Source organism: Collinsella sp. AM28-11LB, from assembly GCF_003469895.1.
GTDB lineage: Bacteria > Actinomycetota > Coriobacteriia > Coriobacteriales > Coriobacteriaceae > Collinsella.
In genome coordinates this window covers 19,525-44,821 of sequence record NZ_QSKJ01000006.1, presented here as the reverse complement: position 1 = coordinate 44,821, position 25,297 = coordinate 19,525, and the positions used below count along the sequence as shown (strand labels likewise).

General features: G+C 59.6%; 22 protein-coding genes and 1 riboswitch. Of the genes, 14 read left to right on the top strand and 8 right to left on the bottom strand.

The window, feature by feature from the left end:
- Positions 1-21 precede the first annotated feature (21 nt).
- From DW732_RS05390 to DW732_RS05360, 7 genes are all read left to right on the top strand, one after another.
- Complete coding sequence (locus DW732_RS05390; RefSeq protein ID WP_118099009.1) at positions 22-2,010, top strand: NAD(+) synthase; 1,989 nt, start codon at positions 22-24, stop codon at positions 2,008-2,010.
- Positions 2,011-2,128: 118 nt separating this feature from the next.
- Positions 2,129-3,292 (top strand): pyridoxal phosphate-dependent aminotransferase, encoded by a 1,164-nt coding sequence (locus DW732_RS05385; RefSeq protein WP_118099008.1) that lies wholly within the window; start codon positions 2,129-2,131, stop codon positions 3,290-3,292.
- Between the two features lie 201 nt (positions 3,293-3,493).
- The gene (locus tag DW732_RS05380; RefSeq protein WP_022094138.1) at positions 3,494-4,444 is read left to right on the top strand and encodes an L-lactate dehydrogenase; all 951 of its coding nucleotides are present in this window, start codon (positions 3,494-3,496) and stop codon (positions 4,442-4,444) included.
- 113 nt (positions 4,445-4,557) lie between these two features.
- Positions 4,558-5,718, top strand: a complete 1,161-nt coding sequence (locus DW732_RS05375; protein WP_117735269.1) for a DUF2974 domain-containing protein — start codon at positions 4,558-4,560, stop codon at positions 5,716-5,718.
- Positions 5,719-5,829: 111 nt separating this feature from the next.
- Positions 5,830-6,834 (top strand): nucleoid-associated protein, encoded by a 1,005-nt coding sequence (locus DW732_RS05370; RefSeq protein ID WP_118099007.1) that lies wholly within the window; start codon positions 5,830-5,832, stop codon positions 6,832-6,834.
- 86 nt (positions 6,835-6,920) lie between these two features.
- The gene (locus DW732_RS05365) at positions 6,921-7,271 is read left to right on the top strand and encodes a hypothetical protein (RefSeq protein ID WP_117794499.1); all 351 of its coding nucleotides are present in this window, start codon (positions 6,921-6,923) and stop codon (positions 7,269-7,271) included.
- The gene (locus DW732_RS05360) at positions 7,268-7,612 is read left to right on the top strand and encodes a type II toxin-antitoxin system RelE/ParE family toxin (protein ID WP_117794500.1); all 345 of its coding nucleotides are present in this window, start codon (positions 7,268-7,270) and stop codon (positions 7,610-7,612) included. Before DW732_RS05365 ends, DW732_RS05360 begins: the two co-directional genes overlap by 4 nt.
- A 118-nt stretch (positions 7,613-7,730) precedes the next feature.
- Here the strand turns inward: DW732_RS05360 and dapD are convergent, their stop codons facing one another.
- Genes dapD through dapA form a run of 3 tightly spaced genes read right to left on the bottom strand, consistent with a single transcriptional unit; the run spans position 7,731 to position 11,532 of the window.
- Positions 7,731-8,450 carry a 2,3,4,5-tetrahydropyridine-2,6-dicarboxylate N-acetyltransferase gene (dapD, locus tag DW732_RS05355; RefSeq protein WP_117763758.1) on the bottom strand — a complete coding sequence of 240 codons (720 nt, stop codon included), beginning with the start codon at positions 8,448-8,450 and terminating at the stop codon, positions 7,731-7,733.
- Positions 8,451-8,489: 39 nt separating this feature from the next.
- Entirely contained in the window at positions 8,490-9,230 is a 741-nt protein-coding gene (dapB, locus tag DW732_RS05350; protein ID WP_199406643.1) for a 4-hydroxy-tetrahydrodipicolinate reductase, read from the bottom strand.
- Entirely contained in the window at positions 9,223-11,532 is a 2,310-nt protein-coding gene (dapA, locus tag DW732_RS10075) for a 4-hydroxy-tetrahydrodipicolinate synthase (RefSeq protein ID WP_158567361.1), read from the bottom strand. The genes dapB and dapA overlap by 8 nt, the downstream gene beginning before the upstream one ends.
- 65 nt (positions 11,533-11,597) lie before the next feature.
- Positions 11,598-11,766, bottom strand: a riboswitch (Lysine riboswitch).
- Positions 11,767-11,910: 144 nt separating this feature from the next.
- Here dapA and DW732_RS05340 point away from each other — a divergent pair.
- From DW732_RS05340 to DW732_RS05320, 5 genes are all read left to right on the top strand, one after another.
- Positions 11,911-13,098, top strand: coding sequence for an amidohydrolase (locus DW732_RS05340; protein ID WP_233539371.1), 1,188 nt, complete (start codon positions 11,911-11,913; stop codon positions 13,096-13,098).
- 2 nt (positions 13,099-13,100) lie between these two features.
- Entirely contained in the window at positions 13,101-13,349 is a 249-nt protein-coding gene (locus tag DW732_RS05335; protein WP_147326613.1) for a hypothetical protein, read from the top strand.
- Positions 13,350-13,587: 238 nt separating this feature from the next.
- The gene (locus tag DW732_RS05330; RefSeq protein WP_117735262.1) at positions 13,588-14,031 is read left to right on the top strand and encodes an FxLYD domain-containing protein; all 444 of its coding nucleotides are present in this window, start codon (positions 13,588-13,590) and stop codon (positions 14,029-14,031) included.
- A gap of 48 nt (positions 14,032-14,079) precedes the next feature.
- Positions 14,080-14,502 (top strand): XRE family transcriptional regulator, encoded by a 423-nt coding sequence (locus tag DW732_RS05325; protein WP_117735261.1) that lies wholly within the window; start codon positions 14,080-14,082, stop codon positions 14,500-14,502.
- 95 nt (positions 14,503-14,597) lie between these two features.
- On the top strand, positions 14,598-15,965 hold the full coding sequence (locus DW732_RS05320) for a protein kinase (protein WP_158567360.1): 1,368 nt from the start codon (positions 14,598-14,600) through the stop codon (positions 15,963-15,965).
- Between the two features lie 56 nt (positions 15,966-16,021).
- On the opposite strand, the gene DW732_RS05315 is transcribed toward DW732_RS05320, so the two are convergent.
- Positions 16,022-17,155 carry a glucosaminidase domain-containing protein gene (locus tag DW732_RS05315; RefSeq protein WP_118099004.1) on the bottom strand — a complete coding sequence of 378 codons (1,134 nt, stop codon included), beginning with the start codon at positions 17,153-17,155 and terminating at the stop codon, positions 16,022-16,024.
- A 396-nt stretch (positions 17,156-17,551) separates the two neighbouring features.
- On the opposite strand from DW732_RS05315, the gene DW732_RS05310 reads away from it, so the two are divergent.
- Entirely contained in the window at positions 17,552-18,808 is a 1,257-nt protein-coding gene (locus DW732_RS05310) for an ATP-grasp domain-containing protein (RefSeq protein WP_118099003.1), read from the top strand.
- Between the two features lie 84 nt (positions 18,809-18,892).
- Complete coding sequence (locus DW732_RS05305) at positions 18,893-19,639, top strand: aspartate/glutamate racemase family protein (RefSeq protein ID WP_233502225.1); 747 nt, start codon at positions 18,893-18,895, stop codon at positions 19,637-19,639.
- 124 nt (positions 19,640-19,763) lie between these two features.
- On the opposite strand, the gene DW732_RS05300 is transcribed toward DW732_RS05305, so the two are convergent.
- From DW732_RS05300 to DW732_RS05285, 4 genes are all read right to left on the bottom strand, one after another.
- Positions 19,764-20,510 carry an energy-coupling factor transporter transmembrane protein EcfT gene (locus tag DW732_RS05300; protein ID WP_118099002.1) on the bottom strand — a complete coding sequence of 249 codons (747 nt, stop codon included), beginning with the start codon at positions 20,508-20,510 and terminating at the stop codon, positions 19,764-19,766.
- Positions 20,503-22,254 carry an ABC transporter ATP-binding protein gene (locus DW732_RS05295; protein ID WP_118099001.1) on the bottom strand — a complete coding sequence of 584 codons (1,752 nt, stop codon included), beginning with the start codon at positions 22,252-22,254 and terminating at the stop codon, positions 20,503-20,505. The genes DW732_RS05300 and DW732_RS05295 overlap by 8 nt, the downstream gene beginning before the upstream one ends.
- Before the next feature lie 212 nt (positions 22,255-22,466).
- On the bottom strand, positions 22,467-23,039 hold the full coding sequence (locus DW732_RS05290) for a hypothetical protein (RefSeq protein WP_118099000.1): 573 nt from the start codon (positions 23,037-23,039) through the stop codon (positions 22,467-22,469).
- Between the two features lie 417 nt (positions 23,040-23,456).
- Positions 23,457-25,262, bottom strand: a complete 1,806-nt coding sequence (locus tag DW732_RS05285; RefSeq protein ID WP_158567359.1) for a C69 family dipeptidase — start codon at positions 25,260-25,262, stop codon at positions 23,457-23,459.
- Positions 25,263-25,297: the final 35 nt, after the last annotated feature.

The following is a 25,297-nucleotide window of genomic DNA, read 5'->3' as shown; positions in this document are numbered from 1 at the left end:
AACGGATGTGTTGGAGCTCGCATGAACGATTTTCTAAACGGTCAAGTTGAGAACGATGGCTTTTTGCGTGTGGCGGCGGCTTCGCCGCGGATTCGCGTGGCCGATGTCGAGGGCAATGCCGAGGTTGCGCTGGCGGCTGTTCACGAGGCTGCCGAGCACGGTGTTCGCGCTCTGGTGCTGCCCGAGCTCAACTTGTGCGGCTATACCGCGGCCGATCTGTTCCATAACCGCACATTACTGCATGCCTGCGAGGCGGCACTTGTGCACATCCTCGATGGAACCCGTGAGTTGCCGATCGTCTTTACCGTTGGCTTGCCCGTTGCGGTGGCAGAAAACATCTACAACTGCGCCGCCGTGTGCTGCGCGGGCGAGCTTTTGGGTCTTAGCGCCAAGAAATATCTGCCCAACTATGGCGAGTTCTATGAGCGCCGCTGGTTTGCTCCGGCGCCGGCCGATCCCGTGTGGGTTGAATTTGCCGGTCAGGGTCCGGTCCCGCTGGGCTCGGGGCTTGTCTACCGTTGCTGTGATGAGGGCGCCGAGGACCTGGTGCTGGGCGTTGAGGTCTGTGAGGACCTGTGGGTGCCGGCACCCCCTTCGACCGAGATGGCGCTTGCCGGTGCGACGGTGATCCTCAACCCGTCGGCCTCGGACGAGATTATCGGTAAGGCAGATTACCGCCGCAGCCTTATCTCTAACCAGAGCGCGCGCCTGTACTGCGCCTATGCCTACGCGGACGCGAGCGAGGGCGAGTCCACGACCGATATGGTCTTTGCGGGCGAGAACCTTGTCTACGAAAACGGCTCCAAGCTCGCCGCGACCAAACTGCTTACCTGCGATATGGCCATCGCCGACGTTGACCTTGACCGTCTGGTTGCCGAGCGCCGCCGCTCGACGACGTGGACGCGCGCGGACGATGCGCCGGAGGCCACGACCGTTGAGTTTTCGTTTGAGGGCGTGTTGGCCGAAGAGCCCGTTCTGCGCGATGCCTACGATATCGACCGTGTTTTCCCGCGTGCGCCCTTTGTGCCGGCCGACCATGGCGATCTGGTCGAGCGCTGCGAGACCATCCTCGATCTGCAGACCGCGGGCCTCAAGACGCGCCTTGCCCACACGGGTACCAAGGCGGCGGTCATCGGCCTTTCGGGCGGCTTGGACTCCACGTTGGCACTGCTCGTGACCGTGCGTGCCTTCGATGCACTGGGCCTGCCGCGTACGGGTATCACGGCGGTTTCCATGCCGGGCTTTGGCACGACGTGCCGCACCAAATCCAATGCCGAGTCGCTTGCTCGCGACCTGGGTGTGAGCTTCCGCGAGGTCTCGATTCATGCGGCCGTGGAACAGCACTTTAAAGATATCGAGCACGATCCGGCCGTGCAGGACGTGACCTACGAGAACAGCCAGGCCCGCGAGCGTACGCAGATCCTGATGGACCTGGCCAATCAGGCTGGCGGTTTTGTTATCGGTACGGGCGACCTGTCGGAGTTGGCGCTCGGCTGGGCTACCTATAATGGCGACCACATGAGCATGTACGCCGTCAACGCGAGCGTGCCCAAGACGCTTGTGCGCCATCTGGTGCGTTATGCGGCTGATGTCTTTGGCGGGCGCATTGCCGAGGTCTTGCTCGATATCCTCGATACGCCGGTGTCTCCCGAACTTCTGCCGCCCACGGGCGACGGCGAGATTGCGCAGAAGACCGAGGATTTGGTGGGCCCGTACGAGCTCCACGACTACTTCCTCTACTACCTGCTGCGTTTTGGCTTTGAGCCCGGCAAGATCTACCGCATGGCGCTCAAGAGCTTCGAGGGCGTCTACGACGTCAAGACCGTTCACACGTGGTTGCGTACGTTCTATCGTCGCTTCTTTGCCCAGCAGTTTAAGCGCAGCTGCCTGCCCGATGGTCCCAAGGTGGGCTCGGTGACGCTCAGCCCGCGCGGCGATTGGCGTATGCCGAGTGACGCTAGCTCGCGTCTGTGGCTTGCGCAGATCGACGCGCTCAATCCAGTTGACTAAGGTTGGTTAAATTGAACCAATACGGGGGTTGCAAGCGTTACACTTTTGCAATCTGATGGCCCGTATCGCGCGGCGCTCTTGTCGGAGCGCCGCGTTTTTTATATCGAAAGGTGGCACCATGCAGGCATCGCAGCGTCTCGACCGCTTTGGCGCGGAGGTCTTCGCCTCGCTCAACAATAAGCTTCTCGTGCTGAAGGCTCAGGGCAAGACCATTTACAACATGAGCGTGGGCACGCCCGACTTTAAGCCGTACGACCACGTGGTCGAGGCGCTGACCCAGGCCGCCCAGGACCCCGAGATGTGGAAGTATGCCCTGCGCGACCTGCCCGAGCTTAAGCAGGCCGTGTGCGATTACTATGAGCGTCGCTTTGGCGTTTCGGGCATTACGCCGTCCATGGTGCAGTCGTGCAACGGCACGCAGGAGGGGGTGGGCCATTTGGGCCTTGCCCTGCTCGATCCGGGTGACACCATTTTGGTTCCCGATCCGTGTTACCCGGTCTTTGAGGCGGGTGCCAAGATCGCCGATGCCAAGCTCGAATACTATCCGCTGGTTGCCGAGCACAATTACCTGCCCTATGTGGCGGGTATCGATTCCGAGGTGGCCGATCGTGCCAAGTATATGATCGTGTCGCTGCCCGCGAACCCGGTCGGCTCGGTGGGCACTCCCGAGGTCTACGAGGAGATCATCGCTTTCGCCCGCGAGCACGACCTGCTCATCGTCCATGACAACGCGTACTCCGACATCGTGTTCGACGGCGAGCCGGGCGGAAGCTTTTTGCAGTATCCCGGCGCGCTCGAGGTGGGCGTGGAATTCTTCTCGCTTTCCAAGTCGTTTAACGTCACCGGTGCCCGCATCGGCTTTTTGGTCGGTCGCGAGGACGTGGTCTCGGCCTTTGCCAAGCTGCGCAGCCAGATTGACTTTGGCATGTTCTTCCCGATCCAAAAGGCTGCCATCGCCTGCCTGAACGGTCCGCGCGATGAGGTTGAGGCACAGCGTCTGAAGTACCAGGAGCGCCGCGATGCCCTGTGCGACGGCCTTGAGGGCTTGGGCTGGGAGCGTCCCAACGCGCATGGTTCGATGTTTGTGTGGGCCAAACTTCCCGGCGGCCGTACCGATTCCATGGCGTTTTGCGAGGAGCTCATGGAGAAGGCCGGCGTTGTGGTGACGCCGGGTGCGAGCTTTGGGCCTTCGGGCGAGGGGCACGTGCGCATGGCGCTGGTCTTGCCGCCCGATCAGATCGCTCTGGCCGTCGAGGCTATTCGCGAGGCGGGTCTGTATTAAAAAGACATCTAGGCGCGTCAATAGTTCGAAACCGATTTCGGGCAGTTATCTTACGAATTCTGCAAACAATTTCGGTAAACGGTCGATTTTTGGCTGCGAATAGGCGCATAATCAAAGTCCCGATTGGCTATATTGGGATTACGGCAAGCCGCTTGGGTCGTTCCCGGGCGGCCTGTTTGTGGAGAGAGATGGGAGTTTCTAATGGTTAACGAGAAGAAGGTCGCTATTGTCGGCTGCGGTTTCGTCGGTTCGTCGTCGGCGTTCGCACTGATGCAGAGTGGTCTGTTCTCCGAGATGGTCCTCATCGACGTGGACAAGAACCGCGCCGAGGGTGAGGCACTGGATATCGCGCACGGCATGACGTTTGCCGAGCCGATGAAGATCTACGCCGGCGATTATTCCGATGTCGCCGATGCTGCCATGATCGTCGTCACCGCTGGCGCTGCCCAGAAGCCCGGTGAGACTCGCCTGGACCTGGTCAACAAGAACGTCAGCATCTTTAAGTCCATTATTCCCGAGATTAAGAAGTCCGGCTTCGACGGCATTCTACTAATCGTCTCCAACCCGGTCGACGTTCTGACCTATGCCGCCATCAAGATGTCCGGTCTGCCCGAGGGCCACGTCATCGGATCCGGCACCGTGCTCGACACCGGCCGTCTGCAGCAGATGCTCGGCGCTCACGTCGAGGTCGATCCGCGCGACGTTCAGGCCTACGTCATGGGTGAGCACGGCGACTCCGAGTTTGTCGCTTGGTCCAGCGCTCAGGTTGCCGGCGTTCCGCTGAACACCTTCTGCGAGCTTCACGGCCATCTGGAGCATGAGGCTGCCGAGAAGCGCATCGCCGAGGACGTCAAGAACTCCGCCTACACCATCATCGAGAAGAAGCACGCCACCTACTACGGCGTCGCCATGGCCGTTAAGCGCATCTGCACTGCCGTCATGCGCGATGAACAGACCGTTCTGCCCGTCTCCTCGCTCATGGTGGGCGAGTACGGCCTGTCCGATCTTGCCATCTCCATGCCGACCGTCGTTGGCCGCGACGGCGTTGTCTGCCGCGTCCCCGTGCCGCTGAACGATGACGAGCAGCATGAGCTCACCGTCTCCGCCAAGGCCCTCAAGGACATCATCGACAGCGTCGACTTCTCCTGCTAAATTAGGCTCGTTTGCCAGCAAGCTACAATGAAGGCGCTTGGGTCCACACGACCCGGGCGCCTTTTTGGTGCAAGGGGGACAGGTTGCTTTGCGCCATTGTTGATGGGAGAGCCATGTCGGATTCGCCTAATTTTTTGACCTATGCCCAGACGGCGTTTGATCCGTTTGAGGAACGGTCGTTCTGCGCGGTGGATAGCCTGGTCTTTGCGTGGCTGTCCTATTTGCGTTTGCCGGGGGATATGCCGGAGCTTACCGGCTGGCAGGGTCTTGACGTACGCGAGCTGCTGCGTGCCGAGTGCTACCGGGACATGATTGGCGACCTGTGGGATCCGGAGGGGAGCAGGGCCTTGTTGGAGGCCGTGGCAGCAAGCCCTCGCTACCGTGGCGTGCACGTTTGCGGCTATCGTGCCGTGAGCGATGTGGTGGTGACAGAGCAGTTTGCGGCTATGACGTTCCGATTTCCGGCGGGGTTTAGCTATCTTTCCTTCCGGGGGACCGACAGCACGATTGTGGGCTGGAAAGAGGACTTTAACATGGCGTTCCGGTGTCCTGTGCCGGCCCAGGAATCCGCGGCGCGTTATGTGGACGAGGCAGCGGATACGATTGACGGGCCGCTTTTGTGCGGAGGTCATTCCAAGGGTGGAAACCTTGCGGTGTACGGTGCGGCGATGTGCTCCGATGTCGCCCGTGAGCGAATCGAACGGGCGTATTCCCATGATGGTCCGGGCTTCGTCGAGGAGTTTCTGAACGGCAGCGCCTTCGCTGATCTATCCAGTCGAATCGACAAGACGCTACCTCGGTCGTCGATTTTTGGCATGATGTTCGAGACGCAGGAGGACTATGCCATCGTTGAGAGCACCGAGTTCAGCTTGCTGCAGCACAATCCCTTTAGCTGGGTGGTTGATGGTCGCGACTTCGTGTACTGTGAGCGCCTGTCCGCCGGTGCTCGATACGTTGATGGCTCCATTCGCGAGATGCTGCTTGCGGTGTCGCCTAGCGAGCGCGAGCGTTTTGTAGATGCGTTGTTCTCCGTGCTTGAGGCTACGGGTGCTGAGCGGTTTGCGGATATCGCCGGGAATCTGCGCGAGAGCCTGCCCGTGATGCTCCAGACTGCGCAAGGCTTTGACAAGGATACGCGACGCTTTGTCTCGCAGACCATCGCGGCAATCCTTAAATGCGCACTGCTGCCCAAACGACCCCAGATCGACATGCCCGCTGCCGGCAAGAGTTTGGCAGAACAGCTCGAGGCTTGGCAGTCCGAGCTCCTGCGCTAGCCATTGGTGCAAAGCAACCTGTCCCCGATGCACCAATCTTCGATGCGCCTGGGGCGGGCTCGACCGCTATACTGGTTCGTGCTCAATTCGATCTAGAACGGAATGCCGTATATGAAAATCAATCACGCGATTCTGCATATCCTGGACTTTGACTCTGCCGTCAACGTCATGAGCCAGCGAGAGCTCGATATCGAGAGCCGCACCGTGCGCAACTTTGTGACCACACATTTGCGCCGTGCCCGTACATCGGCCGATAACAAGCGCGCCACGTTTGCCGAGAACTCCGCATTCGGCGGCGAGCTCAAGGGCTATTTCTTTGGCGAGCGCGAGTTCGTGGACCTGTCGCAGCAGATTGCGGAGTTCATTTCCTCCGAGCTCACCAAGGCCGAAAAAGCCGAGTCCACCGATGTGCTCGTGGCCGACTTTGACGACGACGAGGATGCCCGCTGGTTTGCCGTGATGTTGCTGGGCTCCAAGCAGGCTTTTATGCACGAAGTGGGCCGCGAGGAGGGCGAGGTGCGCAACGACATCACGCGCCACTATGCTATCCTGCCGAATCCTTCACAAAAGGTGTCAAGCTATGCCATCGTGCGCGCGAGCACCATGGAGATCGGTTATGTGGACAAGAAGCGCAAGATTGCCGGTGAGGACCGTATGCTTATCCCCGATGGCCTGCTGCAGTGCGACACGGGCGTATCGGGCAAGGAGGTCATCGATACGGTGACCCGCGTGGTCGAGGAAGTTGCCGAGGAGCACGGTGCCAATACGGCCGTGGCGCTCGCCAAGGTTAAGGCAGCTGTCGCCGAAAAGGTCGAAGACGACGAGGAGCTGCCGCCTTGGGATATCGTCGACGAGGTCTTTGAAGACGAGCCGGTCATCAAGGAGAGCGTGCGTGCGGTGCTGACCGAGGAGAAGGTACCGGAGCGCGTGCCCGTGGAGCGCAAGCAAGTCGAGCGCGCGGCCGTACGCAATCACAAGATTCGTACCGACACGGGTATCGAGATCAGCTTCCCGGCAGAGATGGGCTCAAACTCCGAGTACATCGAGTTCGTCAACGAGCCTAACGGCCTCATCTCCATCGAGCTCAAGAACATCGGCAGCATCGAGAATCGATAAAGCTTTTTTCTTTTGAATAAAAGTCTGGATTATATTTCGATGTATACTTGGAAATATAATCCAGACTATTTTTTTGGAGGTCAATAATGTCCCCACTTGTTCTGGAAAAACCGGTGTTTACGAAAGACCAGGTTGTTTCTGCTACCGAAGCAAGCAAGTCTTTATCCGCCATACGCAAGCGCGCCAAGCGTGCCCCGCAATTCATTGCAGACCATAACGATATCGATACCGTGATTGTCGATTATGCCGCCTATGAGGAAATGTACGGCGCGCTGCAGTATCTGCGCGAACTTGAGATTGATCGCATCGCGGCGGACCGAATCAAGAACGGTCCGCACGAGTTTATTCCGTTTGAGGACGCCTTAACTCCTGAGGAGCTCGCAGAGTTTGAGTCAATGGATCCCGACGCGATTTCCGACGAGGACCTTTTCGAATGAGTGGACATTTTGTCATCGGCTTTTTGAATCGAGATGTCGAGAAGGAATATCAAAAGCTTGATGGTTCTCAGCGAAGACTCGTGCGCATTGCAATAGAAAAATTAAAGACGCGCGCCGATGAAATCGGAACGCCGCTTCACGGTGAGCTTGCCGGCTGCAAAAAGATCAAATGGCGAAACGCGGGACTCCGAATGATTTTTCGAATTCGAGAGGACGGAACAGTTGAGATTGCCGAGATTGTAGCAATTGGGCGGCGTGACCGTTCCGAGGTCTATAAGACGGCCGCAGGGCGCCTGTCAAAGCGACCCGCCATGGTTGAATACGACGGAACCCTGAGATGATGAAGGCCGAAGCCCCGATGGTGCTTCGGCCTTTTTTGTTTTCGGCTTGGTTGCTGACACTGTGCCGCAGGTTGAGCATACGTCAGCGAAAACGCGGTTTGTCAAAACCGCGTAACCTTTAAAGCTGGCGCAGGCCTTCCTCGAGGCCGGTCTTGCTGTCGGTCTTCTCGTCGCGCATCTTGATGACGCGGGCGGGGACACCGGCCACGACGGCGCCGGCGGGGACATCCTCGACACATACAGCACCGGCGGCCACGACGGCACCCTTGCCCACGCGCACGCCTTCCAGGACTACAGCGTTGGCGCCGATCATGACATCGTCCTCTATGATGACAGGTGTGGCGCTGGCGGGCTCCACGACGCCTGCCAGCACGGTACCGGCGCCGATGTGGCAGTTCTTGCCCACGGTGGCGCGGCCGCCCAGCACGGCGCCCATGTCGATCATGGAGCCCTCGCCAATGACGGAGCCGATGTTGATGATGGCGCCCATCATGATGACGGCGCGATCGCCGATCTCGACGCGGTCACGGATGATCGCGCCCGGCTCGATGCGGGCGTTGATGCCCTTAAGGTCGAGCATGGGCACGGCGGAGTTGCGGCAGTCGTTCTCTACGTCGTAGTAGTCGATGGAGTCGGCGTTGGCGTCGAGGATTGCCTTGAGCTCGTCCCAGTCGCCAAAGACGGTCTTGCCGCGACGGCCGCCGTAGACATGCGCGTCGCCCCAGGCAACCTCCATGCCGGGCTTTTCGCGCACGTACAGTTTGACGGGCGTCTTCTTGGGCGCGGTGGCGATGTAGTTGATAATCTCCTGTGCATCCATCTCGGCTGCGTTGCTCATATGCTGTCTCTCCTTTGGGTGGATCCGGTTGATACCTGGTTAGGCAAACATGATCTGGTCGAACGTGTAGAAGCCGGGCTCGCGGGTGACGAGCTTCTGGGCGGCGGCCAGGGCGCCGTTGACGAAGATCTGGCGGCTCGTGGCACGGTGCGTGAGCGTGACCTCCTCGTCCTGGCCAAAGAAGCTCACCTCGTGCACGCCGGCGACGGTGCCGCCGCGCAACGAGTGCATACCGATTTCCTTGGGGTCGCGCGCGCCGCACATGCCCTCGCGTCCGTAGACGGGGTGGTAGCCTGCCTCGGGCTCGGCCTCGACTACGGCGTCGAGCAGCAGCTTGGCGGTGCCGCTGGGGGCGTCAACCTTTTGGTTGTGGTGCGTCTCGACAATCTCGCAGTCAAAGCCGGGCAGCTCGCGCGTGGCCTGGGCCACTAGATGACGCAGGGCGGCGATGCCGATGGAGTAATTGCCCGAGTGCATAACGCGGGCGTTCTGGCCCAGCTCACGCAGGCGGTCCATCTGCTCGGGAGTGTAGCCTGTGGTGCCCGAGACCAACGCCGTACCCGTGCGCTCGACATAGGCGACGACGGCGTCGAAGGTCACGACGTTCGAGAAGTCGATAATCACATCGGCAGCCGGTGCGTTCTCGAGCTCGCTCAAATCGAAGCCAATCTGGGCCACGATATCAAAAGCGGGCTGCCCGGCGGCGTCGACAATTCCTTCGGCGGTAGTGCGGATGAGCGAGCCCATGCGGCCCGTTCCCATAATGACGGTCTTAATCAAGCAGACCAGCTCCCTTCAGAGTATCGGTAAGTGCGGCTCGCGTGTCGTCTGCCATGGGGCATAGCGGCATACGGTAGTTTGCCTCGATCATGCCCATCTGGGCGAGCGCTTCCTTAACGGGGATGGGGTTGACCTCGCTAAAGAGGGCGTTGATGAGCGGCTGGCCGGCAATCTGGATATCGCGGGCGCGCGCTACGTCGCCGTCCAGATAAGCGCGGCACATGTCGTGCACGAGTTGCGGCTGTACGTCGGCCCACACGCTGATGGTACCCGAAGCGCCTAGGCTCATGAGCGGCACGGTGAGTGCATCCTCGCCCGAGTACATGCGGAAGTCATCGGACAGCAGGTGGGCGATCTTGGCCGCGTAGGCGACGTTGCCCGAGGCCTCCTTGATGCCCATGATGTTGGGGTGCGCGGCCAAGCGCTCTACGTTGCGCTCGCTGATACCGCAGCCACAGCGGCCTGGGATGTTGTACAGAATGCAGGGGATGTCCACGGCGTCGGCCACGGTCTTAAAGTGCTGGTAGATACCCTCTTCGTTAGACTTGTTGTAGTAGGGGGTAATGAGCAGCAGACCATCGGCACCCAAGCCCTGGTAAGTGAGCGACTTAGTGAGCATGGTTTGCGTGGAGTTAGAGCCCGAGCCGGCAATAACGGGGACGCGGCCCGCAACCTGCTTGACCACTGCGGCGACAACGGAGTTGTCCTCGTCGTCGGTCATCGTGGCACTCTCTCCGGTGGTGCCCAGGGTGAGGATGGCGTCAGTGCCATTTTGCAGGTGGAAATCGATAAGGCGCTCAAGCGCGTCAAAGTCGACACTGCCGTCCTTTTTAAACGGCGTGACAAGGGCGACGATTGAGCCCTCGAGATTGCGGATATCCATGTTCTTCTCCTTCGCTTCCGCGATCTGGACGCGTTTGTTCCATTGGGCGGCGACTGCTAGGCGCTCGTCTTGAGCGCGACGGCGGGCGGCATCGGCGCGCGATTTGGCCAGCAGCTCGCGGCCGCACGGCAGCACGTCGAGCGTGGCAAAGTAATCGCCCGGGCGCTCGGCGCGGCGGATGAGGTCTGCCGAGCCATCGGGGCGCAGCAGGACCTCGGCGGAGCGCAGACGGCCGTTGTAGTTGTAGCCCATGGAGTAGCCATGCGCGCCGGTGTCGTGAATCACGAGCAGGTCGCCCATGTCGATATGTGGCAGCTCGCGGTCGATGGCGAACTTGTCATTGTTCTCGCACAGATTGCCCGTGATGTCGTAGGTGTCCGTAACGGGCTTTGTGGTCTTGTCGTTGCCACCCGGCTGGCCCATCACCGTGATGTGGTGGTAAGCGCCATACATGGCGGGACGAATGAGGTCGACGGCGCTGGCGTCCACGCCGATATAGTCCTTGTAGATTTGCTTCTCGTGGATGGCCTTGGTGACCAGGCACCCATAGGGGCCCATCATAAAGCGGCCCATCTCGGTACAGATCGCCACATCGCCCATGCCGGCGGGAACCAGAATCTCGTCGTAGGCCGTGTGTACCCCTTCACCGATGGCGTGGATGTCGTTGGCCTGCTGCTCGGGCAGGTAGGGGATGCCGACGCCACCAGATAGATTAATGAAGGCGACGTGTGCGCCGGTCTCGCGCTCCAGGCGTACGGCAAGCTCAAAGAGGATGCGCGCGAGCTTGGGGTAGTAGTCGTTGGTGACGGTGTTGCTGGCAAGGAATGCGTGGATACCAAAGTCCTCGGCGCCCTTGGCCTTGAGCATGCGGAAGGCCTCGAAGAGCTGCTCGGTGGTCATGCCATATTTGGAGTCGCCCGGGTTGTCCATGATGCCGTTGGAGAGCTGGAACAGACCGCCCGGATTAAAGCGGCAGCTGACCGTCTTGGGGATTGGCCCCGCAACGTGCTCAAAGAACTCGATGTGGCTGATGTCGTCAAAGTTGACGATGGCACCCAGCTTGTCGGCGAGCTCAAAGTCGGCCGCCGGCGTGTCGTTGGACGAGAACATGATGTCGTGGCCGGTGATGCCCAGTGAGCGGGCGATCATGAGCTCGGTATAGCTCGAGCAATCGCAGCCGCAGCCGTATTCGTTGAGGATGGAGATAAGTGCCGGGTTAGGGTTGGCCTTGACGGCAAAGTATTCCTTAAAGCCCGGGTTCCATGCAAAGGCGTCGCGCACTTCTTGCATGTTGCGGCGGATGCCCGCCTCGTCGTATAGATGAAACGGCGTGGGGAACTGCTCAACGATATGCTCGAGCGTTTCCTTGCCCACAAACGGCTTCTTTGCCACATATGCCTCGTTGGGAGTCAATGACATGTCCCGTAAACCTCGCTATCCAGACGGCGCTACCTGCGCATCGAATCCGCATAGCGTGGACCCAATGTCCGGATAGCGCTCCCGCATTGCTGCAGACAGTCCTGCGGGTGTTTCCCGCAGGCCCACCAGGCTGTTCGTGCCCGAAAAACCCAGTTCGGCGGGTTTCGCCTCCCCACGGGGTCAAAGTCTGCCGACTCGCCCGCGGCTCTTCGTGCCCGCGCCTCTATCAAGTGGTAAAGACCCTACCACGTTGCACTTTACCAAACAAGAGTATTCGTATATAACGTTTAAAAAATGCAGGGATATGCTGGAAACATGTGTGCCACAATCCTGTATCACAATAAGTTGCAACAGATGTGCCTTACGAAGGGATTCTCTATGACCGAGCTCCAAGAACTCCGTCGCTATCGCCGCGATCTCCATCGCATTCCGGAGCTCGATTTCGATCTTCCGCAGACGATCGCTTATATCGAGGGCGTGCTGGCGCCGCTCGCCTGCGAAGTGACCCATCCGTGCCCCAGCTGCGTCTGCGCTTTCTTTGACGCTGGCGTTGGTGCCACGCATGCCACGGCGATTCGCGCGGATATGGATGCGCTGCACATTGCCGAGGCGACGGGTGTGGCCTTCGCCTCGTCTTATCCTGGTAAGATGCACGCTTGCGGGCACGACGGGCACATGGCCATGGCGCTTGCCGCCGCGACGTATGTCGACCGTACGATTCGCGAGCAGCCGGGCACCATTAAACGTAACGTGCTCTTTGTGTTCCAGCCGGCCGAGGAGACAACCGGTGGTGCCAAGAATGTGTGCGAGAGCGGCGTCTTCGAGCGCTACGGTGCCGACCGCATCTTTGGCTTTCACGTGTGGCCCGACCTTCCCGCCGGCACGCTGGCGAGCTGCCCCGGTCCGCTGCTGGCACGTTCGAGCGAGACGCATGTGCATATTCACGGGACGAGCATCCATATCGCCAAGACCTATGGGGTTCCGGTTGAGGAATCGCGCGATGCGGCGCTGGCAGCTGCCAAGTTCTTGGTCGCCGAGCGCGAGCTGATGGACGAGCTGGGCGCCGATGGACCCTGTATCGGTAAGTTTGGCCTGCTGCAGGCCGGCACCGTCTGCAACGCCGTGGCGGGGGAGGCCCACGTGGCCGGCAGCCTGCGCGTGTTTACGGACAATATGTTCGACCGTGCGCGAGAGGGCGTGCGCCGCGTGCTTGATGAGGCGTGCGCCGCTACGGGCTGTACGTACGATCTCGACTTTGCTGAAGGGTATCCGCCGGTCGACAACGACCCCGAGCTGTTTGCCAGCGTCGCACCTGCTTTGCCCGAGCTGCAACTCGTGGATGAACCGCTGTTAATTGCCGAGGACTTCGCCTTCTATCAGCGCCATCTGCCAGGCGTGTTCTTCTTGCTGGGCGCGGGTGTGCCGGAGGGCCAAGGCAATCCGATCGATTCGGATGGCTGTCCTGCCTATGCCACAAGCGCCCTGCATACCGATACCATGCTCTTTGACGAGGAAATCCTGCTCAAAGGCCTCAATGTCTACAAACGATTGCTTGTGATGGAGTGACGATGAGGCGACGCCGACAGTCTGCCGTATATAGTCCGGGTGGATGCGGGTGCGGTTTGCTGCTGCTTCCGGTCATCGCTGTGAGCATTGGCGTGATGTTTGTGCTTGCTGGGCTGGCTGCGGCGGCACTCGTACTGTTTATCACTGCCATCGGCGTGACGATTTGGCTTTATCGCAGTCGTGAACAGCGCCGCGCCGACGGTAAGACCAATGTAGAATGGATTGCCTTTTGGTCATCGCCTACCTGCTGAGCATCAGCTATTTGGCCTTCTTTATCCTGTTGGTTGTGAGCACCTTTACCGGGGAATCCGTCACGGTGGGTTGATGCACTGCCAGCAGACGGTCGCGTAAAGTGCGTTTGCTCGGCGTTTGGATAACTGCATTGGCCGTTTACCGCAGCCTTAGCTCTCAGCTAATGAATCCAAGTTCAATCCTTTCTACGATGTGCTGTGTGCCGGCACGGTGGCCGGATAGTTGGAAGGATGCATAATGGCAAAAGAGGGAAAGAAACCGATCGGCAAGATCATTTTGGGCGTCATCGTGGTGCTCGTTGTTGTCGGGGCCGTAGGTTCTATGGGTGGCAACTCGTCTGGTTCTTCTACGGGTGATGCGGCAAAATCTGCTGAGCAGACCCAGCAGGTCGAGGAACAAAAAGAGGCACAAGAGCCCTATACGGTTTCGGATGAGGCAGGGGATACGTCTAATCAGTTCGCATATAAGATCACCGGCACGTTGACCAATAATACGGATAAAGAGCAAAGCTACATTCAGATTGAGTATGTTCTGTATGACGCGGACGGCAATCAGGTGGGAACGGCTCTTGCGAACACTAACCATCTAAAAGCGGGCGGCACCTGGAAGTTCGAAGCGTTGAGTACGGTATCTCCCGACCAGGTTGCTAGCTGGGAGCGTTCTGATGTGAGCGGCTTTTAACTAGAATTAATAACATGATTACTGTGCGAGCTGGGGAGGCGAAGCCGCGTGCCCGATAAAAAACTGACCGAGGAGCTGCTCGACGAGCTTCTCGATGCGCCAAGTATCGATGGCTACATAAGGGAACACGACTTTGCCGCCCCATCGCTTTCTGATTACCTAAAGCAGCTGCTGCAGGAAAAGGGACTGGAGCGTTCGCGCGTGGTCCGTATGGCCGACCTCAACGAGACGTTTGGCTATCAGATTTTTACCGGCACGCGGCATCCGAGTCGCAATAAAGTGCTGCAGATTGCCTTTGCCATGGCGCTGACGCTCAAAGAGGCCAACCGCGCCTTGACGGCGGCGGGCGCCAACGTCCTCAACTGCAAGGACCGCCGTGATGCGATCATCATTTTCTGCATCGATCGCGGCTGCAGCTTGCAAAAGGTAAACGAGGAGCTATACCGCTTTGGCGAGGAGACGGTGAGCTAGCGGCTGTCTGCCGGCGGAAGAGTCGGTCACGATATTTCGAACGTGCAGGGCATGGGCGTCATGGGGCGCCCGTGCCCTGCGTTATTATGGACGCTATGGATACTCAGAGCCCAACATATTCCGATGATGAGCTGACCGCCGCGCTCGCCGGCCACCTGGCGTCACTCGAGCGCGATGATAGCTATCGCGTAGACCGGGTGCTCAAGCGCTCGGATGTCGAGACGACCGAGCTCGTGTACTTTGAGGGCTCTGGCGGAGGGTCTCTCGGCCCCTTTGTTCGTAAGCGTATCGACGCATCGGCCCAGATTGGCGGGGTATATGAGCGTCTGTTTGCGGCCCAGCGCGCCGGACGACGCTATGAGCACTTGCCCCGGATTGTCGATTGCCGCCGCGTGGGCGACGAGCTTTGCGTGGTCATGGAATATATCGAAGGCGAAACGCTTGAGGCCCTGGTGGGACGTTTGGGCGCGACACCCGATTATGCGTGCGATCTGTTTGGCGCCCTTTGCGATGCAGCCGCTGAGTTCCATGCCGGCTTTGCGGCGGCCGGAGAGCGTCCGGTGCCGGTGATTCATCGTGATTTCAAACCCTCGAACATTATCGTCTCGGGTGTGCGATATACGGCCGACGCGGGTATGACCTTTTCGTCACTGGTGATTATCGATTTGGGGATTGCGCGGGTATGGCGTGACGGAGCCGATGCCGACACGGTTAAGTTTGGAACGCGACCCTATGCGCCGCCCGAGCAATATGGTTTTGGGCAGACGAGCGTGCGTAGCGATGTCTATGCGCTCGGCGCACTCCTGTTCTTTTGCTTGACGGGGATCGATCCTAAGCCGGGACGGAACATGCGCGAGCAATGCGAGGCGCGTGGCGTTCCCGCCCCGCTTGCCGATGTTGTCTGCATGGCGATGGCGCTCGATCCGGCCAAGCGCTTTGCAAGCGCGGAGGCGCTCGGGCACGCTGCGCGCGCGGCATATGAGCTGTGCCTGCCTGGGCCTGGCTCGATTGGCGAGACGGAGCCTTCAGCGACGCAGACTGCTCCGCAAACGGCGGCATCCACCGCGCGACAGTCCCAAGATGTCTCGATGGTGGCCCCTTGCCACAAGGGCCTGCTTTCGCGGATCCCGGAGCCCATCGGGCGTATATGGAACGGCTTTATCTATGCAGCAACCTTGCTGCTGCTCGTCGGAAGCCATTTTGCCGTGTTCCAGCCCACGGGAGCCAACCGTAGCTATCCAACGTGGTTTTTGGCCCTTGAGTATTTTCTTATGGTCGATGGCATGGTGGTGCTCATTGCGTTTGGCATGCTCGACCGCCGCAGGCTTCGGCGCCGCTTTCCCGTGCTCGATCGCTATCGGGGTCGCGAGTTTGTCACGCTGTGGCTCAAAGCGCTGGGGATTCTGGTCGCCATCATGATCGTGGTTGTTGCCATCGGCAATGCGACCGGCATCGTCGCCTAATGTGGTGTACCGCTTAAAGAAAAAAGGGCCCCGATGGGGGCCCTTCGACGTTGAGTTTAGATGCGGTTCATCTGGCTGGCGACCTTGTTGTACCAGTCCTGCCAGGTGGGCGGGCAGTACTTTTTGGCGGCTTCCGGGGTAAGCGTGGAGCCGTAATTGCGACCAAGATAGGCAACGTGGGCTGAGATGCCCTCGCTCCAGCTGCCGAAGCTGCGCCAACCGCCGCCAACGGCGCTCCAGCCCCAGGCGTTGTAAGAATTGGCGCAATAGAGGCCCTTGCTGCTCTCGATGCAGGCGATGGCGGGGGACCAGCGAGGGTCAACACCGGTGTTCCAGGCGGCCACGGCAAAGTTGTAGCCCTGGCCTGCCAGGGGGGAGCCGGCGAGGTAGTTGTCGATACGGCTGGTCCACTCGTTGATAAACGAGTCGTAATCGGAGTTGCCGGTATTGGGGTTGTTCACCGTGGTATCGATGGTGGTGTTGGAGTTATTTGCCTGGCTGTTGGAGTTGTTGCCGCTCACGCCAGTGCCCGCGAGCTTCTCGGCGGCAGCAGCCTTGTCGGCCTCGAGCTTGGCCAGCTCGGCGGCGTTCTCCTGCTCGGCCTTTGCCTGGGCTTCGCTGCGAAGCTGCTGGGCCTGCGCCAGTGCATCCTCGGCGGTTTTCTGCTCGGCCTCGAGCTGGGACTTGGCCTGCTCGAGCTCAGTCTTGTTCTGCTCGAGCTCGGTCTGCATCTTGTTGAGCTCATCGATCTCATCGACGCTCGAGCTCGTGATCTGGTTGGTGTATTTGCAGGTCGTGATGAACTCACCCAGGCTCTGCGCATTGACCAGGAAGCTCACGATGGGGTTGGTGCCCTTCTGGTATTTATACAGATCGCGCATGGCGGAGCTCGCCTTGGCCTGCTGATCGGGAAGCTCGGCTTCGATTTGCTCGATGCTGGCCTCGTTGGTGTCGATTTGCTTCTGAAGGTCCTCGAGCTTGGTGCGGGCCTCGTTGTAGGCGCCCGTGGCGGCTTCGATCTTCTGCTGGGCGGCGGAAAGCTGATCCTGCGTTGCCTGCGAGGCGGCATATGCCGCGACGGGGGAGAGCATCGGCGAGGCCGTCAGTGCAACGGCGAGCGCGGCGCTCGTGATGATACGAGCCGGCTTCGACGCGATGAGCGCTGCGGTGCGATGGTTCGAATGCTGCATCCAGTCCCTCTGCAATCAATCGTAGGTTATGGTTCGAAAGGTATTCTACTACTGCTTTCGACCTCAACTTGAACCTTAAAGGTTCTAAAGGGTCAAGTTGAACTTGAGGCTTTGGCTTTGACCTGCAGTTATATCGAATTGTTGAGAAACCATAGAGTTCAACTTTAACGTTACGAGGACCTGTTTGTGGGCGAGTTTTGGGCTGTGAAAGCTCTCTTAACGTGGGGTTTTGCAACTACAGGGCCCTATCGCGGTGAGCGTGGCTTTCATACTAGATAATTGCGTTGATTGCCATAGATACGGTGGAGCTTTAGGAGGAGACGGCCCGGCACGTTAGAATAAACAGGTTGCATAAAGACCGCTCAGCGTATGGGCAGTTGATGATAGGAAGTATCCATGGCATTGCAGTTTACAGAGCGTGAGTTTATCCCCGTGCTGCTCGGTGGCGACATCAACGCCTATTCGGTGGCGCGCGCCTTCTACGAGGAGTACCAGGTTAAGAGTCTGGTCTTTGGCAAGTATCAGACGGGTCCCGCGTACCGCAGTCAGATTATCGACTACACGCCCAACGTGGATATCGATACCATGCCCGTGATGCTCGGGACCGTCAACGGCATTGCCCAAGCGCATGCCGATAAGACGATTGTCCTTGTGGGCTGTGGAGATAACTATGTTGCCCTCGTGGCTCAGGCCAAGGATGCCCATGAGTTGGCGGATAACATCGTCGCGCCTTACGCTCCCTATAGCATGCTTGAGCAGTGTCAGAAGAAGGAGATCTTCTACGAGCTGTGCGAGAAGCATGGCGTGCCCTATCCGCATACCTTTACCTTCACCATGGCGATGCTGAATGCCCAAGGCGAGGCACCTGCCGAAGTGCTCGACCAGATCGATTTTCCTTACCCGATGATCCTGAAGCCTTCCGACGGCATCATGTGGTGGCAGCACGAGTTCGAGGGCCAGAAAAAGGCCTATGAGATTGCCGACCGTGCTGAGCTGGAACAGGTCATTCGCGACTCGTATGCCAGCGGCTACACCGACGACCTGATCTTGCAGGATCGCGTGCCCGGCAACGACGAGTACATGCGCGTGCTCACCAGCTATTCCGACCGCAACGGCAAGGTCCGCATGATGTGCCTGGGCCACGTGCTGCTCGAGGAGCATCAGCCCCATGGCGTCGGTAATCACGCCTGCATCATCACCGAGTCCAATGACGAGCTTATGGGTGGCGTGCGCAAGTTGCTCGAGGACCTTCACTTTGTGGGCTATTCCAACTTTGACGTTAAGTACGACGAGCGCGACGGCTCGTTTAAGTTCTTCGATTTCAACACGCGCCAGGGTCGCAGCAACTACTACGTCACCAACAGCGGCTTTAACGTTGCCAAGTATGTGGTGGACGAGTATGTGTTCAACCGCCCGTTTGAGCCGGAGTTTGTGACGGCGCAGGACGAGGCCCTGTGGATGGTCGTTCCCATGGGCGTCGTCGACAAGTACGTCAAGGATCCCGAGTTGCGCGCGAAGGTGCATCGCCTGGACAAGGAAGGCAAGGGCGCCGACCCTTCGTTTATGAAGGGCGACTTTGTCTTTAACCGCTGGCTGCGCATGTGGCACACCAAGCTGCGCCACTTTAAGCTGTTCAAGACGTATTACAAGTAGATGAGTGCGGCGCCCGTCCGGTTTACATCGGGCGGGCGCGGGTATGATACGCGCAATTGCGCAAGCGTCACCAAGGAGGCGGCGATGGAAAAGCTGGGAGTTATCGGCGGCATGGGCGCCGAGGCCACGTCGTATTACTACGACCAGGTGGTGCGTCATACGGCTGCTGCCTGCGATCAAGAACATATCGACATGGTGGTGCTCTCCAAGTCGACCATGCCCGACCGCACGCTGGCCATTAAGACCGGCGAGCATGCCAAGCTGCTGGCGACCATGAAAGAGTGTGCCCAGGCACTCGAGTCGCTGGGCTGTGCGCACATTGCCATTCCCTGCAACACGTCACACTACTTCTACGACCAGATCCAGTCGTTTACCAGGGTGCCGATCATTCACATGCCGCGCGAGTCGGTTCGCTATGCCCTTGCGGGTGCGGTGATGGGGGAGTGCGAGTTCGACCCCAACTTGAGCATGCCGGCCGAGCCGGTTCGCAAGATTGGCATTATGGGAACCGACGGCACCGTGGGTGCCGGCGTCTACGGGCGCGAGTGCGAGGCGGCAGGTGTCGAGGTTGTCTATCCCAGCGAGAAACGTCAGAACGATGTGATGTCGCTTATCTACGATGATGTGAAGGCCGGACGTGAGCCCGATATGGATAAGTTCGATCGCGTGATGTGGGAGTTCGCCCGCAGTGGCTGCGACCGTGTCATTTTGGCTTGCACGGAGCTCTCGGTGCTGCAAAAGTATCGCGAGATGCCCGAGATCACCCTCGACGCCATGGACGTGTTGGTGCGCGAATCCATCATCCGCAGCGGCGCACTCTATCGCCTGTAGCCCTCGACCTGCCAAGAAGGGACAGGTTTATTTTGGCAGGTTTTATCTGGGGAAACAGTAAGGCCCCGGCTCGCTCGATGCGATCCGGGGCCTTTTGCGTTTGTCGGTTGCCGTTGGCGATGGGCTAGAACAGGAAGCCGAGGACGATGAGCGCAACACTGACAGTAAGCACAGCAATGTCCAGCCCTGTGATGGGATAGCGCTTGTACGAGCTTGCGCGCGTGCGCAGGTAGAAGCCGCGCTGTTCGGCTGCTAGGGCCGTGGCATCGGTCTTGCCCACGCTCGAGATAAGCAGCGGTACGCACAGCGGCAGCATGAGCTTAAGCTTCTTGATGGGGTTTTTGGTGTCATACTCGACGCCGCGCGCGGTCTGCGCCTCCATGATGGCGTTCATCTCTTGGCCAAACACCGGCACAAAGCGCAGCGCCGTGGTAAAGGTGAAGGCATAACGATACGGCACGTGCAGCACCTCGACGCAGGCGTTGGCAAGGTCGTTGAGCTTGGTCACCATGAGCATGAGGATGAGTGGTAACGCCACGCCCAGCAGGCGCAGACAGGCCTTCGATCCTGTGATGAGGCCTGTGTCGGTGATAAAGCCCCACACCACGTTGCCATCGCGCATAAAGGCCAGCTGGAGCACCAGCATGATAAGCGCGAGCGGAATCAGCAACTTGAGTAGCGAGAACAGACGGTTGACGACGCCGGCATAGGCACCCAGAGCAAGGGTGAGTGCCAAAAAGCCCAGCAGCGCCACATAGGTGTCGGATAAGAAGATGCCGACGATGATGGCGGCGGCGAGGCCCAGCTTGACAACGGGGTTCAGGCGATGCAGCAGCGTATCGCCCGGCATGTAGTCGATGACGTTAACCACGGTGGACCATCTCCTTGGTAATTCGAACGACATCGGTGACCTCGCTCACCTGCGCAAAAGCGGGCGAGACGGAAGATGCCAGACGGCGCGAGAGTTCAATAACCTGGGGAGGCTCCACGTAGGCACGCCGCATGAGATCGATGTTCGAGAATAGCTCGTGCGTGCGGCCGCGGTCGAGGATGCGGCCGTTTGCCATCACCACGATGCGCTCGGCAAAATCCGAAACGACTTCCATATCGTGGCAGACCATGATAACGGCGCAACCGCGCTCGGCCATGGTGCGCACCGTTTCCATGACGGTCATGCACTCGCGGTAATCAAGGCCGCTCGTGGGCTCGTCGAGCACGACGATCTTGGGCTCTACGACCACGACAGAGGCGAGTGCCACCATCTGGCGCTGACCGCGCGAAAGCGAGAAAGGTGCCTCATCGGCAGGCAGGCCAAAGCGGTCGATGACGAGTTGAGCACGACGCAGAGCCTCGGCGCGGTCCATGCCGCCAAGCTCCAAGCCAAAGGCGACCTCGTCGAGCACAGTGTCCTTGCAGATCTGACGGTCAGGGTTTTGGAAGAGGGTTGCGACTTCGCGGGCGATACGGCTCGTGGGAACGGCTGCGGTATCCAGTCCCGTGACGCGCACACTGCCTGAGGCGGGCTTAAGCAGGCCTGTGAGCAGCTTGGTGAGCGTGGTCTTGCCGGCACCGTTTTGGCCGACGATGCCCACGAGCTCGCCGGGATAGAGGGTCAGGTTGAGGTCGTGGACGGCGGCGCCACCATTGGGATAGGCAAACTCAACATGATCGAAGGTGAGCACGGGCTCGGCGTCCTTGGCGCGCGGGCGCAACGACGGTGCGTGCGGTGAGCCGGCGGGTGCCTGTATGTCGCTGCTTGCGTGTGCGGGGTCGACGATGCCCGAAATCAGGCGCTCGGCCTCATCGACATCCAAGCAAGGGGTACCGCTTACCAGGCCATCGGCCTGGAGGCTATTGAAGATACGCGTGACGCGAGGGCAGTCGACGCCGATGGCACGGAGCTCGTCGGTATGCGCGAAGACCTCGTGTGGCTCGCCCTGCAGCGCGATTTCGCCATGGTTGAGCACGAGCACGCGGTTGCAGTACTCCGAGAGCAGGGCGACCTTTTGCTCAACGACGACGATGGTGATTCCAAGTGCGCGGTTTGCCTCACGTAGCGTCTCGAAGACCAGCGTGGAGCTGGCGGGATCGAGTGCCGCGGTGGGCTCGTCGAGAACCAAGACGCGCGGACGCATGGCGAGGATGGCGGCGATGGCTACCTTTTGCTTCTGTCCGCCCGAGAGGGTGGCGATCTCGCGGTCGCGCAGGTCGCTGATGCCGACGGTCTCGAGCGTTTCGCTCACGCGCTGCTCGATCTGGTCGTGGGGAACGCCAAAGTTCTCGAGTCCAAAGAGCATCTCGTCCTCGACGACCGAAGCGACCATCTGCGTGTCGATATCCTGCAGCACACTGCCGGCGATTTGCGACACGTCGGTGAGCGAGACTTCGCAGGTGTCGTGTCCGCCAACCATGACGGACCCAAAGAACGTGCCGGTGTAGTGGTGGGGCACGGCGCCCGACAGGCAGGCGGAAAGCGTGGACTTGCCGGCGCCCGAGGGCCCGATGATGCCGATGAAATCTCCCTTGTTCACGCTGAGCGAGATGTGGCTAAGCGCCTGCTCGGTCTGCGTGCCATAGGAGAACGAGACATCGTCGACGTTGATGATCGTTTCCATGGATACCTTTCATAGTCATTGGGGACGTTCTTACATGACTAGTCGTTTAAGAACGTCCCCAAGAGCTAGTTGTTTGGGACAGTCTTTGTTGGTGGAGTGCGGAGACGGCTTTACGAGGGGCCCCAGGTTGGCGCGAAAGAGGAGCGCAGCGTACTTGGGTACGCGAGCGACGAATGAACGCCAAGATGGGGTGGCTCGTAAAGCCGAGCGGGTTAATGGAGCCTAAGGGCCTTCTGGATGGGCAAGTAGAGGGCACCGACCAGAATGGCGTTAAAGACGGCGGTCATGGCGACGACGGGCAGCATAGCGGCGGCGAGCTCGCCCACCACGCCGAGCATGGCCATCTTGATGACCATGAAGATGACGCCCGAGACAAAGGTGGTCACGAACGTTGCGACGATGGCGACGGCAGACTTGACCTGTCCGTCCTTGGCAGCAGCGTTGACGATGACGGCCATGAGCATGGCGGCGATGCCCTCGGCGGCAAAATCGACGAACGGCGAGGTGGTGGTGATCTGGATCACGGCAGCCGAGATGAGGCCAATGACGAGCGCCTGGCCGATGTTGGGGCGAACGACCAGGATGGTGAGGCAGAAGGCCGAGATGATGAACTCGGGGCTGATCATGCCGCCCGAGATGCCCGAGATTGCCTTGCCGACGGTGAAGTTGAGGATGAAGCCGGCGGCAAGCAGGATGGCGAGCAGGACGAGGGCGCGGACATCGAGTTTGCCGCGGTCGGCGGTCTGGACGGTGCGGGGCTGGGTGGCGGTGGTGTTCTGAGACATGGTGAAAATCCTTTCGGAAGGGGAGTGCAAGAGAAAAGTGGGGGCGCGTGATGCGAATGCGATCGGGCTCGAGATAGAAAAAGGCCCCCGGTCGAAACCGGAGGCCTTCCAATCACCTAGAGCGCAAAAACAGGCGTGAGGGACTCACTGTCGACCGATCGTATTCGCATCACGCCACCACCAGTTGTTGAGAGAGTTCATCGTGTTCTTCATGTTGGTGGCTCCTTTCGTGATGCCGTGGCGCGGTCGCACCTAGTTGCTGTTGCGCTGCACTATAGCACAGCGAAGTGTGTGCGGGGAAATCTTTTTTAAAAAGATTTCAGGCGGGTTTCCCGGGTTTCCCGCCGGTCAAAAGAGCGGGCTGAGCGGGCGAGGCTGCCATCGCTACCTTGTCCGCTCAGCTAGGACATGAGGGCCTTAGGCCTTCTTGCGACGATAGATCACGTAGGCGCAGACGCCGATGATGACGACGGCGCCAACGGCCATGGCAGCCATGTTGTTGCCCTCGGACTTCTCCTCGGTGGCCTCTTCCTCTTTGACCTCGGGCTCGGCTACATCCTCATCGGAGAGGGCCTCGTCGGCGTAGGTGATGGACTCGACCAGGCAGTCGTTGTCGGCATCGTAGTCACTCGGGACGAACTCCTCGGAGAAATCCTCCTCCTTGAGGTAGTCACGCATCTCCTCGAGCATAGCCTTGCACTTGAGGAAGGTGTTCTTGGTGGCAGCCTTGCCGGCCTTGTTGGCCAGGGCGGTGCGGGCCTCGGTGTCCTCGGTGGCCTGCATGGCATCGTCGACGGTCAGGTTCTGCTCGATGAGTTCCTTCTGCAGGGCGTCGAGATAGGCGCGGACGCCGGTGGCGCAGTGGTCGCGGTTCTCATAGGCGAGTGTGTTGATGTCCATGAGGACGTAGTTGATGGAGTTCTTGGGCTCCTCGTTGTTCACGACGTCTTCCTCTTCGCAGTGATCAAAGGAGACATCCTGATCGCTGAAGTAGGGGCTGATCTCGGTGAGCAGTGCGGAGTAGAAGGGGATGGCGACGGAGAATTCGGCGTTGGAGAGCATCTCCCACTGAATGGTCGCGATCTCGGGGTCCATGCCCTGACGGATCTGGAAGGTGTGGATCTCGGTGTTGCGGTTGGAACCAATGGCATAGGCGCCGTCGGTGTTGGCGTTGAGGCCGGCGACATTCTCGCCACGAGTAGCAAAGCTGCGGATCATCTCAAAGGTGTTCCAGTCGGACTTGCCGGGCTGGAAGAACAGCGGCTGCATCTCGTGGACCAGGGCGCCGGTCGTGGCGCGAGCATCTTCGCGCTCGTCCTTAACGATCTCGTAGTCGGTGCCCTCGGCAAGCGGAGCCATGAAGTAATCGCGGCCCTGGATATAGCGCGACCAAGAATGCATGGCCTGCTCGCTAATTTCCTCACCGTAGGTCTGGGCAACGTCGAACTGGCCGTCATCGAAGTACTTGGCAAAGCCCTTTTCTTCGGGCATGGTCTGAATGTCCTTGGAGTGGAGGCAGTTCTCGGTGTCGTCGAGGTTAACCTTGTAGTTAAGGTTGCCGATGTTGGGGTTGACCGAGGCGATGTCGTCGGTGAGCTTCATGGCAATCCACTGATGGCCAGAAAGTCCGGCGAACAGCCAGGTCTCGTTGTTGTCGGCGATGATGATCTGGTCGTTGGTGCAGATGCCCTGCTCGTCGACCAGACTTCCGAGGAGCTCGACGCCCTCGCGGGCCGTGGCGCTCTCGCCCAGGATGACGCTGGCGTAGTTGTATTCACCGATGCCGGTCTCCTCGGTGAGGGGGTCGGCCTCCTCGGCCTTCTCGTTGTAGGAGGTGCTCAGCGTGGCAGAGCAGGAGACGCCCTTCTCGTTGATGCCAGCCTCGGAATAAGCGTCATAGCGATCTTCCCACTGAGAGGGGTTGTCGCGAACGAAGGTGTAGCGATACGTGGGGCCCGTGGACTTGTACTCAAAGCCGGATTCGAGCGAGGTGTACTTGCTACCGTCCTTGTGCGCAGGCTCAATGCCAAAGTGCTTGATATAGCGTGTGCTAAAGTCCTCTGCGCGGCCGTAGTACGTGTTGCCGTCCGCCGTGAGTTTGCTGCCCATGTAGATCTGGGTGCAAGCGAGTGCCGAGGTCGGCATGGCCATAATGGCCGCAGCTCCGAATGCAAGGCCGCAGCCAAGCTTCTTGAGCGTGTTGACGGGATGAGTAAACCTCATGATCCCTCCCAACCGTTGAAACCCCGCGGAACCGT

Coding starts and splice junctions, on each gene's coding strand:
- DW732_RS05390 (WP_118099009.1), top strand. CDS start 22: ATGAACGATTTTCTAAACGGTCAAGTTGAGAACGATGGCTTTTTGCGT.
- DW732_RS05385 (WP_118099008.1), top strand. CDS start 2,129: ATGCAGGCATCGCAGCGTCTCGACCGCTTTGGCGCGGAGGTCTTCGCC.
- DW732_RS05380 (WP_022094138.1), top strand. CDS start 3,494: ATGGTTAACGAGAAGAAGGTCGCTATTGTCGGCTGCGGTTTCGTCGGT.
- DW732_RS05375 (WP_117735269.1), top strand. CDS start 4,558: ATGTCGGATTCGCCTAATTTTTTGACCTATGCCCAGACGGCGTTTGAT.
- DW732_RS05370 (WP_118099007.1), top strand. CDS start 5,830: ATGAAAATCAATCACGCGATTCTGCATATCCTGGACTTTGACTCTGCC.
- DW732_RS05365 (WP_117794499.1), top strand. CDS start 6,921: ATGTCCCCACTTGTTCTGGAAAAACCGGTGTTTACGAAAGACCAGGTT.
- DW732_RS05360 (WP_117794500.1), top strand. CDS start 7,268: ATGAGTGGACATTTTGTCATCGGCTTTTTGAATCGAGATGTCGAGAAG.
- dapD (WP_117763758.1), bottom strand. CDS start 8,450: ATGAGCAACGCAGCCGAGATGGATGCACAGGAGATTATCAACTACATC.
- dapA (WP_158567361.1), bottom strand. CDS start 11,532: ATGTCATTGACTCCCAACGAGGCATATGTGGCAAAGAAGCCGTTTGTG.
- DW732_RS05340 (WP_233539371.1), top strand. CDS start 11,911: ATGACCGAGCTCCAAGAACTCCGTCGCTATCGCCGCGATCTCCATCGC.
- DW732_RS05335 (WP_147326613.1), top strand. CDS start 13,101: ATGAGGCGACGCCGACAGTCTGCCGTATATAGTCCGGGTGGATGCGGG.
- DW732_RS05330 (WP_117735262.1), top strand. CDS start 13,588: ATGGCAAAAGAGGGAAAGAAACCGATCGGCAAGATCATTTTGGGCGTC.
- DW732_RS05320 (WP_158567360.1), top strand. CDS start 14,598: ATGGATACTCAGAGCCCAACATATTCCGATGATGAGCTGACCGCCGCG.
- DW732_RS05315 (WP_118099004.1), bottom strand. CDS start 17,155: ATGCAGCATTCGAACCATCGCACCGCAGCGCTCATCGCGTCGAAGCCG.
- DW732_RS05310 (WP_118099003.1), top strand. CDS start 17,552: ATGGCATTGCAGTTTACAGAGCGTGAGTTTATCCCCGTGCTGCTCGGT.
- DW732_RS05305 (WP_233502225.1), top strand. CDS start 18,893: ATGGAAAAGCTGGGAGTTATCGGCGGCATGGGCGCCGAGGCCACGTCG.
- DW732_RS05295 (WP_118099001.1), bottom strand. CDS start 22,254: ATGGAAACGATCATCAACGTCGACGATGTCTCGTTCTCCTATGGCACG.
- DW732_RS05290 (WP_118099000.1), bottom strand. CDS start 23,039: ATGTCTCAGAACACCACCGCCACCCAGCCCCGCACCGTCCAGACCGCC.
- DW732_RS05285 (WP_158567359.1), bottom strand. CDS start 25,262: ATGAGGTTTACTCATCCCGTCAACACGCTCAAGAAGCTTGGCTGCGGC.